Origin of the sequence: Halobacillus litoralis (genome assembly GCF_020171725.1) — a bacterium.
Classification (GTDB): Bacteria; Bacillota; Bacilli; order Bacillales; family Halobacillaceae; genus Halobacillus; species Halobacillus litoralis_F.
The window spans coordinates 221,585-235,587 of the sequence record NZ_JAIVAJ010000001.1 but is presented as its reverse complement, the minus strand read 5'-3'; the positions used below and the strand labels follow the sequence as shown (position 1 = coordinate 235,587).

At 45.6% G+C, this 14,003-nt stretch carries 18 protein-coding genes; 14 read left to right on the top strand and 4 right to left on the bottom strand.

Translation table 11 applies throughout. The annotated features are described in order from the left end of the window. From qoxC to LCM20_RS01220, 3 genes are read left to right on the top strand one after another with little or no spacing between them, the layout of a single operon-like run. Positions 1-612, top strand: a complete 612-nt coding sequence (gene qoxC / locus LCM20_RS01230) for a cytochrome aa3 quinol oxidase subunit III (protein WP_225193603.1) — start codon at positions 1-3, stop codon at positions 610-612. Position 613: 1 nt separating this feature from the next. Next, complete coding sequence (gene qoxD, locus LCM20_RS01225) at positions 614-985, top strand: cytochrome aa3 quinol oxidase subunit IV (protein ID WP_225193602.1); 372 nt, start codon at positions 614-616, stop codon at positions 983-985. A 22-nt stretch (positions 986-1,007) separates the two neighbouring features. After that, complete coding sequence (locus LCM20_RS01220; protein ID WP_225193601.1) at positions 1,008-1,223, top strand: hypothetical protein; 216 nt, start codon at positions 1,008-1,010, stop codon at positions 1,221-1,223. A 118-nt stretch (positions 1,224-1,341) separates the two neighbouring features. Here LCM20_RS01220 and LCM20_RS01215 read toward each other — a convergent pair whose 3' ends face one another. Then, positions 1,342-1,629 carry a hypothetical protein gene (locus LCM20_RS01215; protein WP_225193600.1) on the bottom strand — a complete coding sequence of 96 codons (288 nt, stop codon included), beginning with the start codon at positions 1,627-1,629 and terminating at the stop codon, positions 1,342-1,344. A 295-nt stretch (positions 1,630-1,924) separates the two neighbouring features. On the opposite strand from LCM20_RS01215, the gene LCM20_RS01210 reads away from it, so the two are divergent. The 5 genes from LCM20_RS01210 (at position 1,925) to LCM20_RS01190 (ending at position 5,005) form a co-directional block, all read left to right on the top strand. Further along, the gene (locus tag LCM20_RS01210) at positions 1,925-2,803 is read left to right on the top strand and encodes an alpha/beta hydrolase (protein ID WP_225193599.1); all 879 of its coding nucleotides are present in this window, start codon (positions 1,925-1,927) and stop codon (positions 2,801-2,803) included. Between the two features lie 81 nt (positions 2,804-2,884). Then, positions 2,885-3,076: a hypothetical protein gene (locus LCM20_RS01205; RefSeq protein ID WP_225193598.1), complete on the top strand. Its 192-nt coding sequence runs from the start codon at positions 2,885-2,887 to the stop codon at positions 3,074-3,076. A gap of 25 nt (positions 3,077-3,101) precedes the next feature. Next, positions 3,102-3,254: a hypothetical protein gene (locus LCM20_RS01200; protein ID WP_225193597.1), complete on the top strand. Its 153-nt coding sequence runs from the start codon at positions 3,102-3,104 to the stop codon at positions 3,252-3,254. Between the two features lie 20 nt (positions 3,255-3,274). Then, on the top strand, positions 3,275-3,718 hold the full coding sequence (locus LCM20_RS01195; RefSeq protein WP_225193596.1) for an NUDIX domain-containing protein: 444 nt from the start codon (positions 3,275-3,277) through the stop codon (positions 3,716-3,718). Positions 3,719-4,099: 381 nt separating this feature from the next. After that, the gene (locus LCM20_RS01190) at positions 4,100-5,005 is read left to right on the top strand and encodes an aminoglycoside phosphotransferase family protein (RefSeq protein WP_225193595.1); all 906 of its coding nucleotides are present in this window, start codon (positions 4,100-4,102) and stop codon (positions 5,003-5,005) included. 30 nt (positions 5,006-5,035) lie between these two features. On the opposite strand, the gene LCM20_RS01185 is transcribed toward LCM20_RS01190, so the two are convergent. Next, complete coding sequence (locus tag LCM20_RS01185) at positions 5,036-5,785, bottom strand: SDR family NAD(P)-dependent oxidoreductase (RefSeq protein ID WP_225193594.1); 750 nt, start codon at positions 5,783-5,785, stop codon at positions 5,036-5,038. A gap of 144 nt (positions 5,786-5,929) precedes the next feature. On the opposite strand from LCM20_RS01185, the gene LCM20_RS01180 reads away from it, so the two are divergent. The 4 genes from LCM20_RS01180 to LCM20_RS01165 are packed head-to-tail and all read left to right on the top strand — an operon-like array spanning position 5,930 to position 8,379. After that, positions 5,930-6,427 (top strand): hypothetical protein, encoded by a 498-nt coding sequence (locus tag LCM20_RS01180; protein WP_225193593.1) that lies wholly within the window; start codon positions 5,930-5,932, stop codon positions 6,425-6,427. 39 nt (positions 6,428-6,466) lie between these two features. Further along, positions 6,467-6,976 carry a GNAT family N-acetyltransferase gene (locus tag LCM20_RS01175; protein ID WP_225193592.1) on the top strand — a complete coding sequence of 170 codons (510 nt, stop codon included), beginning with the start codon at positions 6,467-6,469 and terminating at the stop codon, positions 6,974-6,976. Then, positions 6,969-7,511 carry a kinase gene (locus LCM20_RS01170; protein WP_225193591.1) on the top strand — a complete coding sequence of 181 codons (543 nt, stop codon included), beginning with the start codon at positions 6,969-6,971 and terminating at the stop codon, positions 7,509-7,511. The genes LCM20_RS01175 and LCM20_RS01170 overlap by 8 nt, the downstream gene beginning before the upstream one ends. Further along, positions 7,492-8,379, top strand: coding sequence for an alpha/beta hydrolase family protein (locus LCM20_RS01165; RefSeq protein ID WP_225193590.1), 888 nt, complete (start codon positions 7,492-7,494; stop codon positions 8,377-8,379). The genes LCM20_RS01170 and LCM20_RS01165 overlap by 20 nt, the downstream gene beginning before the upstream one ends. 59 nt (positions 8,380-8,438) lie before the next feature. Here LCM20_RS01165 and LCM20_RS20165 read toward each other — a convergent pair whose 3' ends face one another. After that, positions 8,439-9,293, bottom strand: a complete 855-nt coding sequence (locus LCM20_RS20165; protein ID WP_318247286.1) for a methyl-accepting chemotaxis protein — start codon at positions 9,291-9,293, stop codon at positions 8,439-8,441. Between the two features lie 170 nt (positions 9,294-9,463). Between LCM20_RS20165 and LCM20_RS01155 the strand changes: the two genes are divergently transcribed. Beyond that, the gene (locus tag LCM20_RS01155) at positions 9,464-10,399 is read left to right on the top strand and encodes a DUF2268 domain-containing protein (protein WP_225194177.1); all 936 of its coding nucleotides are present in this window, start codon (positions 9,464-9,466) and stop codon (positions 10,397-10,399) included. Between the two features lie 56 nt (positions 10,400-10,455). Here LCM20_RS01155 and LCM20_RS01150 read toward each other — a convergent pair whose 3' ends face one another. After that, entirely contained in the window at positions 10,456-11,979 is a 1,524-nt protein-coding gene (locus tag LCM20_RS01150; protein ID WP_225193589.1) for a diguanylate cyclase, read from the bottom strand. A 240-nt stretch (positions 11,980-12,219) separates the two neighbouring features. Here LCM20_RS01150 and LCM20_RS01145 point away from each other — a divergent pair, with 240 nt between their 5' ends. Beyond that, a complete protein-coding gene (locus LCM20_RS01145; protein WP_225193588.1) occupies positions 12,220-13,914 on the top strand; it encodes a methyl-accepting chemotaxis protein in 1,695 nt (564 codons plus the stop codon). The last annotated feature ends 89 nt before the right edge of the window (positions 13,915-14,003 follow it).

Genomic DNA, 14,003 nt, shown 5'->3' with positions numbered 1-14,003 from the left:
ATGGCTGCAGAAGAATTAAAATCAGGACCATTAGAATACCGTTCACAAGAAGGTAGGATGGGGATCCTAGGATTCTGGATCTTTCTTGGTGCCGAGGTCGTTCTTTTCGCAACACTGTTTGCGACGTATGCCGTGCTGTTCGGACGTACAGCTGATGCGCCTGCTCCTAGTGAACTGTTCCAATCAGGGGTAGGGATGACCCTTGTCATGACCTTCTTATTGCTGACGAGTAGTTTCACTTGTGGGATTGCTGTACATGAAATGAGAAAAGGAAATGCAAAAGGATTGGCTACGTGGCTGATCATTACGCTTGTTCTAGGGCTTGGGTTCCTTGGACTGGAAATCTATGAATTTAACCACTATGTACATGAGGGAGCGACGCTTCCTTCCAGTGCTTATTGGTCAGCGTTCTTTGTCTTAGCTGGGACCCACGGGCTTCACGTTACGCTTGGAATTGGCTGGGCCATCTGTCTGCTGATCCAACTGAAGCAACGTGGCCTGACGAATGTCACAAGCCGTAAGTTCTTTGTTGTCAGCTTATACTGGCACTTCCTTGACGTCATTTGGATCTTTATTTTCACAGGTATCTACCTCACAGGGATGGTGCTTTAATATGGCAGATACAAATAAGAAAGTCCCAACTCAACACGTTATAGGATTTCTACTGTCGCTTGTCATGACACTTATTGCAGCCTGGGCCGTTATCGGTTCAGCGCTGCCTACCATGTGGATAATCATCAGCATTTTTGTTCTTGCCTTCTTGCAGGCGGGAGTTCAATTGTTCATGTTCATGCACATTACAGAAAAATCAAGCGGCGGTGGGCACGTTCCATGGAATATGATGTTCCACGGTTTTGCACTCGCTGCAATCGTTGTCGCAGGCTCACTATTCACGATGTCCTTCGGGTTTGACCACGGTGATATGCATGGTGGCGACCACGGCGGTAACGAACAGCACGAAGAGCATAGTAATCACGGCGAATAAATCACAAAAGAGGAGAATGAACATGGAACAAAAGCAACTTGAGAAAAACAGATCATCTGTAGGGTGGTCTTGGAAGCATCTAGTCGGATTCGTTCTTTGTGTCATATTGACAGCATTCTCCCTGAGTGGTTATTTGTACGCTTCTTATGAGCCGAAGGTGTTGCTCCTGGTTATTACGGCGCTTGCGTTTGTACAAGCGGTTATTCAATTGTTCCGCATTCAGCCTGAAGAGCAGTAAGCAAAACTCGTCATGGAGCCGTTTTTAGCAGCTAACAAGGCTTCATGAACATTTCGAGCCCATAAATAAAAAGCCCTTTCTTCCGAAGAAGAGAGGGCTTTTTTGTATTTGTAAAGTGTTAGGATTTGACCATATCTTTAATGGTTTCTTTAAAGGCAGGGCTTTCTTCAACCGTCGTGATGATAAACATAACCCAGGCAACCCAAGCACCGACAAGTCCTAAATAAAACATAATCCATGTTGGTGAGAAAGCTACTGGTACAGTGAAGAACAGAACTTGGAAGTAATACACCCACATGCCGACTAAAAGAACCGTTTGTGCAAGGGCCATAGATGGCTTCCTAAGTCTAATGAATAAGAATGGTGTGACCGTAGACAAAAGCATGAACATCAAAATAATACCCATCAACAACAACCCCTTTTTTCTCTATCATGTAATTAATGTAAGCGTTATCTTTTGTTACTTTTATTGTAACAGAAAATTCAACTTTTGGACACAATTTGTTCAAATTTTATTCAAAAATAGGCTTGCATCACGTAAATCCCTTGATGTGACGAGGAGTTTTCATTTCACCGTCCCTATCTATTTTTCCGAGTTTTCGCATTTTGAAACATTTTGTTCACATTTTGATTGCGATCTTGGTAAAAATTGTGGTCCAATGACATCAGAGGACCTTGAAGTCAGAGGGGAGAGAATGCGCATGAGAAAGCTTGTCGACATTGGAGGTCGTTCCTTAGACGTCTGGATGAAGGGAAGTGGGACCCCTGTCGTAATCCAGCCTGGTATGATCAGTTCGATAGCGGAATGGGAACCGCTGTGCGAAGAGTTGTCAAAAACAGCGAAGGTCATTGTGTATCACAGAGCGGGAACTGGAAGAAGTGAAAAGGGAGAAAAATGGAGGGATAGGTTTGAAAGCTCAAAAGATCTAAAAGCACTAATCGATCAGTTAGATCTACACTCCCCCATACTCGTCGGTCATTCATACGGTGGGTTGATCGTTCAGCAGTTTGCAATCGATAATCCAGATGCAGCTGGTGGAATCCTATTGGCCGATGCCACGGCTTTTGATGCGTTCCGACTGGAGGAGGTTGAGGTCGAAGGAGAAGACGAAGCCAGCACCGAAGCATGGTTGAAAAAGTGCAGGCAGTATGCAGTGTACTCCAAGGAACAACTAAAGGAAGAAATGAGAGGCTGGATTCAATCACTGTTGCAGGTAACTTCCTCCGGAAAGAAGCAAGACATAGAGGAATACATGACGAATCCACTGATGTATCAAACTGTTTATGAAGAAATGCTCACGGATTTCGTGAAGTCTGACGTTCAAATTGAAAGTCGCGTGTCGTATTGTCCTGCTGTCGTCATCGGCAGAGATCAGGATGTGTCCATTTCAGAAATGGTCCGTGAAGAAGGGTTACAAAAGAAAGAAGCGGAAATCATCGAAGAAGTGTGGCAGAATTTAATCGAGGAGCAATATGATATGTTTCCACATTCCGAATATGTGAAGGCCGAAGGGGCAGGGCACGATATTCATTTGGATAAGCCGGAGCTCATTACCGCAGCCGTTCATTCATTGCTATAAAAATCCATTACCATGTTGTTTTTGAAACAAAACCGACTTGGAATCCGTAAAAAGAAGAAAGCAGCTGATAGGAGGAACTCAGTGAGCCATTATTTGAAAGTATCTGTCGGCATCGGCCTTGTGGTATTTGTGGCAGCTATGGTTTTTTTATTTACGGTTGATTCTCCTTCTCCTTATATAGGAGCGGGGATTGTAGCGTTTCTCATATTTGAGCTCGCCTTTTACCATTACTTTTCAAAAGGACGCGACCACTCACAAGGACCGAAGCTTTAGAATCGATCAGACAGGAGGTTCAGCTATGCTGATGAGAATCTTTTTCATTATAGCGGCATTGTGCATACCGGTTTCCGTTGTTGTCAGTCAGGAAGCGATAGGCGTCTTAGCCGCACTATTTTTCATGCTTGTGGGGGCGTATTTCAGCAAGCCGAGATTTCATGGTCAGAAAGAGTAAATAGGAAGGGGGAGGATCAAGTGGATCAGGAGTTCGGAAAACCGCTCCCAGACACGGAATATAGAAATCGGGAAGGGGCATATGCTGTCATTCTAAACGAGGATGGAAGTGAAGTGATGACAGTAAAAGTGAATAATCGAGGCTTCTTCCTTCCTGGTGGTGGCCTTGAAGACGGAGAGGATTTGGTTCAATGTCTTCAGAGAGAGCTCGTGGAAGAGACCGGATACGAGATAGCTGTAAAAGCATACATAGGTAGAGCAGGAAGCTATTTTCATTCTTTGACGGGAGAACCATTGTACAGTGATGCGCACTTTTACTCAGCTTCCTTATTGGAAAGAAAACGAAGAGACTTGGAGCCGGATCACTGTATTTCATGGTTACAGGTAAGTGAAGTCGAAGCGCTGTGGCATGAGCATCACGTCTGGGCGGTAAAAATAGCCTTGCAGGGCCGCTGGAATAGATAAGAACAAAAGCCGGTTTACGACCCGGCTTTTATTCGGAGCGCCTTCACTAAACGATAAAAGCTGTTCAATCCAATTTAAGAACCGAGCACAATATAGAATATTTGGAAGTCCTTCAACTGTTCACCTTCCCATTAGTTTCTGTTATATGGAAAAAATGAAAGTGATGATGAAAAAGATAGGCTGTCCTCGTTCAGGACAGCCTTTTATGCGGTTACATGTTAAGCTCTTGATTTCCGTGGTTGTTTCTCTTCTTTTCGGTCATGCTGCTGGGCGTTCTTTTTGGATAATTTTTTGTTTCCCTGTGCCATAGATCAGTCACTCCTTTCTCTAAATAGTATCTCGAATGAGTATGGATTTATAAAAAGAAAGGGGAGAAACATGATGGATTTTAATTTTTGGAAAGAGCACGTCGAAGTTTTTACAGAGACGACGACTTTTGAAAAACTCGAGGGAGGGTTTTCAAATCAGGACAAGTACTTAGCTCGTAATACGGACGGAACGTGGGTCATTCAATTATGTGGGATTGAGAGAGCGGAGGTAGTGAAGGATCAGGTTCGTACGATTCAAAGGGTCGCAGAAACCTCTGCCAAAACGTCGAAAATCGTCGAGCATGGAGTATTGAAGAATCTAGGGATGGTTTATATTGTGTATCCCTATATCGTGGGGGAGGACGGCAGAAAAATCATTCATACCCTTTCGGAAAAAGATCAACGGAAGCTTGGCGAAGAAGCTGGATCACAGCTGGCTTTGATGCATGAAGTATCAGCTCCACCAACAACAGAGAGCTGGTATAAGAGGGCGATGGAAAAGCATGAAAGGTACTTGCGTGCATACAAGAAAGGCTCCATTAAGATTGAGCATGACGAAGAAATCATGCAATTTATCGAGAGGAAAAGACATTTGTTGAAAGGTCGTCCGAATACCTTCCAGCATGATGATTTTCACCTGGGGAACATCATCACACGAAACGGAAAATACGTCTGTGCGATCGACTTCGACAATGCCGATTGGGGCGATCCTTATCACGATTTTGTCAAAGTAGCAATATTTCAACGGGAAGAAAGTGTTCCATTCTCAACCGGGCAGATCAACGGGTATTTCCAAGGCGAAGTGCCTGAAGAGTTTTGGGGATTATATGCGGTTTATGCTGCGATGGTCCTGTTCTCATCTGTCGTCTGGTGTCAGCGTCATGACCCGAATGGACTTGAGGAAATGGTCGACCGGTTGTATGTCATAATGGATGACCATGACGGATTCTCGAGAATGAAGCCGCGCTGGTATGAGTGAACAAAGTAATGAGGACGCTGGGAAGCGTCCTCATTTAGAAATGTAAGGGAAGATCGGCCCTCTCAGCTGGAATTCGTACGATGATCCATCCACGATTCCGACGGTTAGATCACTGTCATACAACGCCATCATAAACTGAGCCATTTCCACTGATGTATGATATTGTTTGAAGTTTTCCTCGTAATTGAACTGGTCGACATCAGCGGCATGTTTCGCAAATTCGGTTTCCGTCGCTGCAGGGGCAAGGATTTTCACTTTCATTGATGATCCGGAGGAGGTGAGCTCCTGTGCCAGTCCTTCCGTGAAGGCGCTGACGTAAAATTTCGTTGCGGCATAGGTGACAGAGCCTTCGATCACATTGTATCCCAGGTTGGAAGAAACGTTGATGAGCTGTGTGCCTTCTACAGATGCGTAATCTTTTGCAAAGAGGGTTGAAAGAATGGTCAATGCTTCGTTGTTGACTCTCAGCATCTTTTCAACTCTTGGTAGCTCCTGGTTGGTGATGGGATTGTAATGTCCGAACCCTGCATTATTGATGAACGTTTCGAGTTCGAAGTCTTCAAGCTTTTGATAAAAGTCGTACACCTGCTCTGTCTCCGATAAATCGGCTGGAAAAACATGAACCTCGATGGAATGCGTTTCTTCGAGCTCTTTTTTCAGCGAAAGCAGCACATTTTCTCTTCTCGCAGTAAGTAGAAGGTTCTTTCCTCTTTCAGCAAATGCGTGTGCCGTTTGATAACCAATTCCTGCGCTTGCTCCTGTAATAACCGTGTATGACAAATAAACTCCTCCTTGTATTCAACGTTCCATTTCAGATATACCCTCAAGCAGTTCGTGATAATCCGCAGGGGGTTCACCATAAATGAAACTTTCTGACAAATCGAACGTACATAATAAGTAACAGGGTTGTAAGGAGAGATGGAAATGAAGCGGAAGTGGTTCGACGTCATCTTTGACGATCATCAATACAAATTTCAAAAGGTTCTCATTTTTATCATCGGTTACCTGCTTGTCCTGGCTTTAGGATGGGCATTTCAAGTTCCGATTGAATATCTGTTCTTCGGGCTAACATTTCTATTAGTATCAGCCCTTGCGTTGAAAGTTTTCTGGTTCAACAGAGTCCGCCGATTGCAAACAAGCACAAGTGATAAAGTTGTCCTTGTTCTGTTGTTTCTTCTTTTTATTGGAGCATCTGCCATGGTCATGCAAGAATCAAGGCTTCAGGGAGCGGTACAAGATGCCGTAGAAGAAACGCTTGGAGAGGAAGCCGTCTCCATTAAGCAGATCGATTCCTATCAAGATCAATACCTCGTCTGGTACACAGTTGACGGGGGAGAGGAAGTTCTTACTTCATGGTACGAATGGGATGACGGTGACATGGTACGAGTTGAAAACAGATCAGCGGATGAAGCAGAAGAGTAGAGGTGCAAAGATTTATTTGAAATGAAGGTGGTGGATGTTTTGACTGAAATAAGAGAAAGTGAATGTACCGACGGCCATATTGATTTTCTGACCGATATGATTTATGAAGCGATTTATATGCCGGATAACAAGCCAGAGAAACAGAAGCTGTTGAGGGAACCCCATTTAATAAAGTACAGCAAGCACTGGGGGAAACCCGGAGACAAAGCCTTCTTTGCCTATGACGGGAACGGACTCCCTGTGGGTGCGGCATGGTACCGTCTGTTTCCTGAGGAAGAGAAGGGGTATGGCTTCATTGATGAGGAGACCCCGGAGCTCGGAATCGCGATTACGGACACTGCCCGTGGCAAGGGGCTTGGGGAAGCCTTGATGAAACGATTGATTCAAGCGGCGCAGGAAGAAGGGCGCCCAGCGTTGTCATTAAGTGTAGACTCCGCAAATGAAAAGGCTCTCGCTTTATACAAGAAATTGGGCTTCATCGTAGTGGACGATTCGGGATCTTCTTGGACGATGAAGATCGATTGTAGACAGAGGTGTAAGAGTGAATGAGTTTGAAACGACATTAATCGTGCTGAGAGGAAACTCAGGAAGCGGCAAGACGACGATTGCCCGAGAGCTTCAAGCCTATTTCGGCAGAGGGACCTTGCTTGTTTCTCAGGACGTCATCAGAAGAGATATGCTCCATGTGAAGGACAGAGAAGGAAACCCTGCGATCGAACTGATTCGGCAGACTGTGGAATATGGAAAAGGCAAATGCCGAGTGGTCATTTTAGAAGGCATCCTGAATCGCTCTCTATATGGTGATATGATCCATCAATTGGTCGAATCCTTTCATAGAAGAGCATGCCTCTATTATTTTGACCTGCCCTTTGAAGAAACGGTACGGCGTCATCAATTGAGGGAGAAAAAGCATGAGTTCGGGGAAGAATCGTTGGAGAGATGGTGGGTCCCATCAGATGTGCTCGGAATCGATGGGGAAAGGCTACTATCTGAGGATATGTCTGAACAATCGATCCTCGATTCGATCAAGAACTCCGCTCAATCACAGGAAAGGAGCGCTGGAATTGATACAAGCAGCATGTAAAACAATCATCTTGATTTGCATGATTTCTATTCTTGTCTCTTGTTCAACCGAACCTGAGCCCAAACAGATTGTCGATCGAGAGACGATTACATATGAAACCCCCTATCCAGATACGGTGACAGAACGGATGACCTATAAAAGTGATGGCTTGAACATAACAGGCTACATCGTGAAGCCTGAGGATCATGAAGGGAAGCTGCCGGTTTTATACTATAACAGGGGTGGAAACAAACAATTCGGGAGCATCAGCGAGCAGACACTACGGTACTTGACCTACTGGGCCGATCAAGGTTACCTGGTGTTAGCCTCCCAATACCGGGGAACAGAAGGTGGAGAGGGAGAAGACGAGTTTGGAGGAGCGGACGTAAAGGATATGTTGAATTTGGCTGAGGTGGCGGGAGAACTACCAGAGGCGGACCTCGATCAAACCTTTATGCTCGGCAGATCCCGCGGGGGTATGATGACCTATCTCGCAGTGAAAGAAGACATGAACCTCGATGCTGTAGCGGTAGTGGCCGGTCCCTCTGACTTGACTGCTCTATATGAGCAAAGAGGAGATATCATGAAACGAGTATTAGTGGAACTTGTCGGTTTTCCTGAAAAAAATGAAGAAGCGTACATCGAGAGGTCTGCGGTCCATTGGGCGGATGAGCTGGACGTGCCGACACTGATTCTGCATGGAACAGCTGATTGGCGGATTGAGGTTTCTCATGCCCGGGAACTTTCCCGAAAGTTGGAGCTGGCCGGTGCGGGTTACAAATATGTCGAGTACCCCGAAGACGACCACATCCTGACTCAACACTTTGAAGAGCATCTACAAGAAATCTCAGAGTGGTTTGATCAACACAAAACGAAGGAAGCATCATAAAAAAGAACCCCCGTATTCTTATGGCGAATACGGGGGTTCTCTGCATGTAGCATTTTATTCTAAAGCAGTTCATTGGCATAGTCGTTCAATTCTTTACTCTTTTGTTCAATTTCTTCAATGAACGCACTAATTTCCTGAGTCGAAGCGGCCTGTTCTTTTCCTACAGATACGACCTTCTCAATGGAGTGGTTGATGGCATCCATCGATTTGTGAATATTCTCAAGCGTCACGCGGATTTTCTCTGTAGATTCGACTGTTTCGTTCGATAGTTTCCTTATTTCATCGGCTACGACTCCAAAACCACGTCCGAATTCTCCTGCACGTGCGGCTTCAATGGAAGCATTCAAGCCGAGCAGATTGGTCTGATCGGCAATCCGTTTGATAAATGTTAGGACTTCACCGGTTTGATCCATCTCTTTAACAGCTTGTCTGGACTGTTTCTGAAGCGTATCTGATGCGTCCGATAACCGTTCTGCACCTGATGCTATATCGGTTACCCCTTTGCTTGCGTCGTTTAATGAATGGACAATTTGATCTGAAATGGATAGCAGTTCTTTTTCGCTTTGTTCCTGGAGCTGGATCGCGACAGCGCCAATCACGTTTCCATCCATAACAATCGGGGATGCGAGTCCTGTGAAGGCAAAGCCGAAGAACTGCGGATCCACTTCTGTACGGATCGACTTATTGTGTGCAATACACTCAGCGAGCGGTTCATCAGGATTGATTCTTTTGCCGACCTCGACATTGAGGTTGATTTTGGAACTTGGGATATAGGCAAGCCATTTCTCGGTATCTGTAAGCCCGATCGCAATATCCGGCATCATCGACTGAATGCCAGGGATGATTTGCTGGTAGGCATTTAGTAGTTGTTCAGGCGTAAGTGACGGGGATGTATGTAACATAGGACTGCTCATAAAGTTTCATTCTCCTTTGATTAAAACTAGTACATTTAGTTTATCAGACTCATGGAATAAAGACGAAGGTTATGTCTTGTCATATGTATAAAGATAAATTTGTAAAAAAATGAAACGTAATCCATTCTGAGTTCGTAGGATAGGGTACAGGAGGTGGTTCTTTGAGAAGAATGGTATACATATTGCTTGCTTTAATTGTCATAACCGCGTGTTCTGAGGAGGGGGAGACAGCACCGAAAGACCCTGATTCTTTCACTGTCGGTGGACAGGAATTTGAGGTTCAGTTTCATTTTGAAAACTATCGCTCGTACATAGAAGATAGAAAGGATAAGGAGAGCGGGTTTGAGAACGCCTTTAAGCGTCACGTTGTGGAGCCATTCCGCATTCAATCGTTCGGAGAAGGAAAGGGCTATGAAGAAACGGACATTTTAGAATTTGAAGCCCCCACCCAAATCGATCGTCTGGAAGAGCATGTGAATGAACTGGTTAGTCAAAAAGGAGAAATCCGTTCTCTTATAGAAGAATCCATTCGAAAATCAGCAGGGGTGCTCCCGAGTGAAGGGAAGAAGGTGTACCATGTATTTCTTTTCAATCCCGATTATCCACTCGCGTTGAGAGCTGGAGGAAACGTGACGGGGTTTACGTACGATGACCAACGAGTAGTCCTGCAGTTGCATCCCGATTTCGAGGAGGGAGCTCTGAAGCTGGCGGTCGCTCATGAATATCATCACACGGTTACGCTGGAGGGTTATTCTTACAAAGACGAGACGTTGATGGATGCAGCCTTAATAGAAGGCAAGGCAGAGATCTTTTCTGAGAAGGTTTACCCTGAGATTGAACCACCACTCTCATTGGCCTTCTACACAGACAACAAAGAACAAGCAGCCTGGGACATCTTCCGTAAGAATCCCGATACAAAAGCACGGCGTATCATCAACGCCTTTCATTTCGGAGACCGTGAAAAGGAGCTGGAGCAGTATTCCCAGTATAAAATCGGGTATGCCATCATGGATGGCTACTTGGAAAAACATCCGGATGTTTCTGTGAGAGATTGGACGGATATGGAGGCTGAAGCGCTTTACGAAGGAAGCGGTCTTTCTCATTGATCAGCTGTCATGCATACAAATAATAAGCCGCCATTCGAATAGAGTGGCGGCTTATTCTATGAAGTCGTTTGGTAAAAAATACGATCTCGCCCTCCGAGTTTTGCGGTGTACATCGCTTTGTCTGCTCTTTCGTAGACTTTTTCGAATGAGTCTTCCGGGCTTGATTCATAAATGCCGACGCTCACCGTCACACTTTCCCTGATATCTTGATCGATGAGTCCGGTACTTTCTTTCAGCTCCGTCATAAACGCTTCAATCTGCGGAACGATTGTATCACAGTCCTTTCGTGAGAGGATGCCGAACTCTTCTCCGCCAAGACGTGTGAGAATGTCTTCAGGGAAGTGATGCTTCATGAGCTGAGAAACAAAGACGAGTACTTTATCTCCAACGACATGACCATAAGAATCGTTAAATAGTTTGAAGTGGTCAATATCGAGGAGGACGAAGCACTTATGCTCTTGACGATGTTCATGGAAGGTTGAGATAAACGCGCGGCGATTCGTCAATCTCGTTAAGCCGTCCATCTCGGCCAGTTCCTGAAGCTTGTGCTCAATTTCTTTTTGATAGGTGACGTCCTTCCATACGACAAGTCTGAGGTGATTCGACTTCTTTCCTAGCGGGGTAATCGACACATTTATATAATAGTCGTTCTTTGAGAATTCGAAAGACGTTTCAATCCCCTGATCGAGTGACTGAAGAAGGGGCGTGAACTCCTCGAATAGAGAGTCTGCCGATTTTTGAATCATTTCCGACTGCTCGTGCGGAAGGTTGAATATTTGCTTTGCTAATTGATAACCGGCGTGATTGATTTCAATTACTTTTCCTTTTTGATCGATAAGAAAAATTCCTTCCGATAGGTTCTCGAGCACCTGCTGGCGGGAGACCGGCCAGACGACGTTGAAGTCCCTTTTTTTGTTCATAAGGATTAAGAAGAGGGCCATAGAACTGTAGGAAAGAGCGAATGGACCCGGGATTTCGAACGGAAGAAAAGGAAGCGATAAGATCGAGACAATCGGCAATGCAATCACAAGAGCTGACAACCAATGTGTCCTACGATACTGTTTTGGCACATCAAGCATATTCCGTAGCAGGATGAAGATGGTGATGATCGACAGCACGAAAGGATACGTGCCAAAGAAGGCATTCAAGTATGTGGAGTCAATCGCTACTTCCGTATAATGCCATACCTCCACTGTTGTGATGCCGTTCCTCATCCAGCCATGGATATGGTCTGTGAAAATCAGACTGATGTCAATGGCAGAGGGAATTAACAATAGGGAAAGTAATCGAATCGTTTTTCGTGGGGTTTCCTGATAAAGCTCCCGCGCGTACCCTAACAAAAATACGGGGGCCGTAATGAGCGAGATCTGCTGGACATTCCGAAGAGCGATCATCACTTCAAGGTCTGTCACAATAAGTTCCATTACAGTAAGAAGGACAAACACTCCTGATAGACCGGCTGTAATGGATAAAAGGGTTCTGGATAGCCTTCTTGGAGGGCTGAGCAGCGCCACGGCAAGAAAAATGCCGCTTATTCCGATTAACGTCAGAAGAAAAGTATAAGGATCAAACCAATTCATTTTTCCCACCGCCTCACGAGCTTCTTTTCATTCATCCTACCACAAAAATATTGTAAGATAGCGATTTGGTGTGAAAAAAAGACTAGGTATAGATGAAAAGAATAATTGAAAACGTTTTCAAATTCGATTAGAATGAGCATAAGGTATGAGGGCTTCTTAGCTTCCGGGTGAATGACTGATTGGACCGACATGAGGACTAAGTAAGTAGTCATACATAATTAGTGAGAGGGGTCGCTTTTTATGAAATTGAACACCATTCTAAAAGTGACAGCCATAATTACAACTCTGTTATTCCTCATCGTAGGCTGGTCCATGTATTCCTTGTTCGAAAATATGCAAGATGAGCAACAGGCACAGCAAGTCAGCCAGAAAGCATTGGGACTTGCAGTCGAGATGCAGGGAGCATCCGATTACCTGACGAATGAAGTCCGCGCCTACACGCAGTTCGGTGAACAGGTCCACTATGATAATTACTGGACAGAAGTCGAAGAAACGAAGACGCGGGAACGTGTGGTGAGCGAGCTGGAAGCGCTGAACGTTCCGGACAGATTGTTGAATCTCGTAGCAGAGGCAGGGGAGAACTCGAACGAACTGATCGCGTTGGAAGAACAGGCGATGGCGGCGGTAGATCAAAATGACCTGACAGAAGCCCGTTCGCTTGTGTTCGGTCAGAGATATCAAGAGGGGAAGGACAAAATAGCGGCTCCAATCGCTTCCTTCAATGATGGGCTCGATCAGTGGACGACTGCCTTGGTGGAGGATGCGGAAGGACAGGTGACAACAGCTTTCCTCGTCACAATCGCTTCGTCCATTTTGGTTCTTCTCGTCATCATGACTACCTTTATACTATTGTACCGTAAACTAAGACCTCTGAAGACGTTAGCCGAATCAACCCGGATGATATCACAAGGAGATCTGGATGTTGAGCTGATTGATGTCACAACTAATGATGAGGTCGGCTTTCTTTCGACCAATTTTAATGAAATGACAAACAATTTACGTCAATTGCTGAAGACGGTGAGGGAAGCGAGTGAGAATGTCGCGGCTTCATCTGAACAGTTGTTGGCAAGTTCGGAGCAGACGAGCACCGCTACACAGCAGGTGACGACTTCTGTTGATGAAATTGCTGCGGGTGCAGATGGGCAGCTGAAGCGAATTGAACAGAGCAACGAAGCTGTCGCCGAGATGTATCGTGGCATTGAAACCGTCGCCTCGTCTAGTCACTCCGTCGCTGATGCTTCACAGCGAACGTCTGAGAAAGCAAAAGAGGGCGAACAATCGGTCACCAAGTCGCTGAATCAAATGAAGTCGATTGAAAAGAATGTTCAAGAGACATCCGTTTCGGTTCAAACTCTTCATAAGCGGTCAGCCGAGATCAGCACGATTGTGACAACCATCACCGAAATTTCAGAGCAGACCAACCTGCTTTCCTTAAATGCATCCATCGAAGCCGCTCGTGCAGGGGAGCACGGCAAGGGATTTGCGGTCGTCGCCAACGAAGTGAAGAAGCTCGCTGAGTTGTCCAACAAATCCGCGGGTCAAATCGCAGAGCTTGTGAAGTCTATCCAGGCGGATACATCTTCTACGGTTGATAAAATTGACCTCGTGACGAGAGGCGTCGGGGAGGGAGTAACAGCGATGGAGGCGACCCGCTCCGTGTTCGAAGATATTTTATCCTCCACCCAGGATGTAGCGGCACAAGTCCAGGAGCTCTCATCGGTATCCGAACAAATGGCTGCTGGAACCGGACACGTCACCGGCGCTTTTCAGGAGGTGCACGCACTATCCGAAGCGGCCACTGGACAGACCCAAGCCGTTGCGGGACTTGCAGAAGAACAATCCGCTTCGATGGAAGAAATCGCATCGTCTGCTCAAACGCTCAGTCATCTCGCGATGGAGTTGACCAACCAGGTAGGACGCTTCAAGTTTTCGTAAAGGAATAAGAAACTGAGACCGGATCAAACAAGGTTCGGTCTTTTTCTGCTGGGTGATTTTCATTGACCTTTGTCTATGGTAGGATGTGG

What these genes read in the sequence shown, in the direction of transcription:
- LCM20_RS01150 (WP_225193589.1), bottom strand. Translation starts at nt 11,979, where the DNA reads ATGAATTGGTTTGATCCTTATACTTTTCTTCTGACGTTAATCGGAATA.
- LCM20_RS20165 (WP_318247286.1), bottom strand. Translation starts at nt 9,293, where the DNA reads ATGAGCAGTCCTATGTTACATACATCCCCGTCACTTACGCCTGAACAA.
- LCM20_RS01220 (WP_225193601.1), top strand. Translation starts at nt 1,008, where the DNA reads ATGGAACAAAAGCAACTTGAGAAAAACAGATCATCTGTAGGGTGGTCT.
- LCM20_RS01190 (WP_225193595.1), top strand. Translation starts at nt 4,100, where the DNA reads ATGGATTTTAATTTTTGGAAAGAGCACGTCGAAGTTTTTACAGAGACG.
- LCM20_RS01155 (WP_225194177.1), top strand. Translation starts at nt 9,464, where the DNA reads ATGGTATACATATTGCTTGCTTTAATTGTCATAACCGCGTGTTCTGAG.
- LCM20_RS01145 (WP_225193588.1), top strand. Translation starts at nt 12,220, where the DNA reads ATGAAATTGAACACCATTCTAAAAGTGACAGCCATAATTACAACTCTG.
- LCM20_RS01200 (WP_225193597.1), top strand. Translation starts at nt 3,102, where the DNA reads ATGCTGATGAGAATCTTTTTCATTATAGCGGCATTGTGCATACCGGTT.
- LCM20_RS01215 (WP_225193600.1), bottom strand. Translation starts at nt 1,629, where the DNA reads ATGGGTATTATTTTGATGTTCATGCTTTTGTCTACGGTCACACCATTC.
- qoxD (WP_225193602.1), top strand. Translation starts at nt 614, where the DNA reads ATGGCAGATACAAATAAGAAAGTCCCAACTCAACACGTTATAGGATTT.
- qoxC (WP_225193603.1), top strand. Translation starts at nt 1, where the DNA reads ATGGCTGCAGAAGAATTAAAATCAGGACCATTAGAATACCGTTCACAA.
- LCM20_RS01210 (WP_225193599.1), top strand. Translation starts at nt 1,925, where the DNA reads ATGAGAAAGCTTGTCGACATTGGAGGTCGTTCCTTAGACGTCTGGATG.
- LCM20_RS01180 (WP_225193593.1), top strand. Translation starts at nt 5,930, where the DNA reads ATGAAGCGGAAGTGGTTCGACGTCATCTTTGACGATCATCAATACAAA.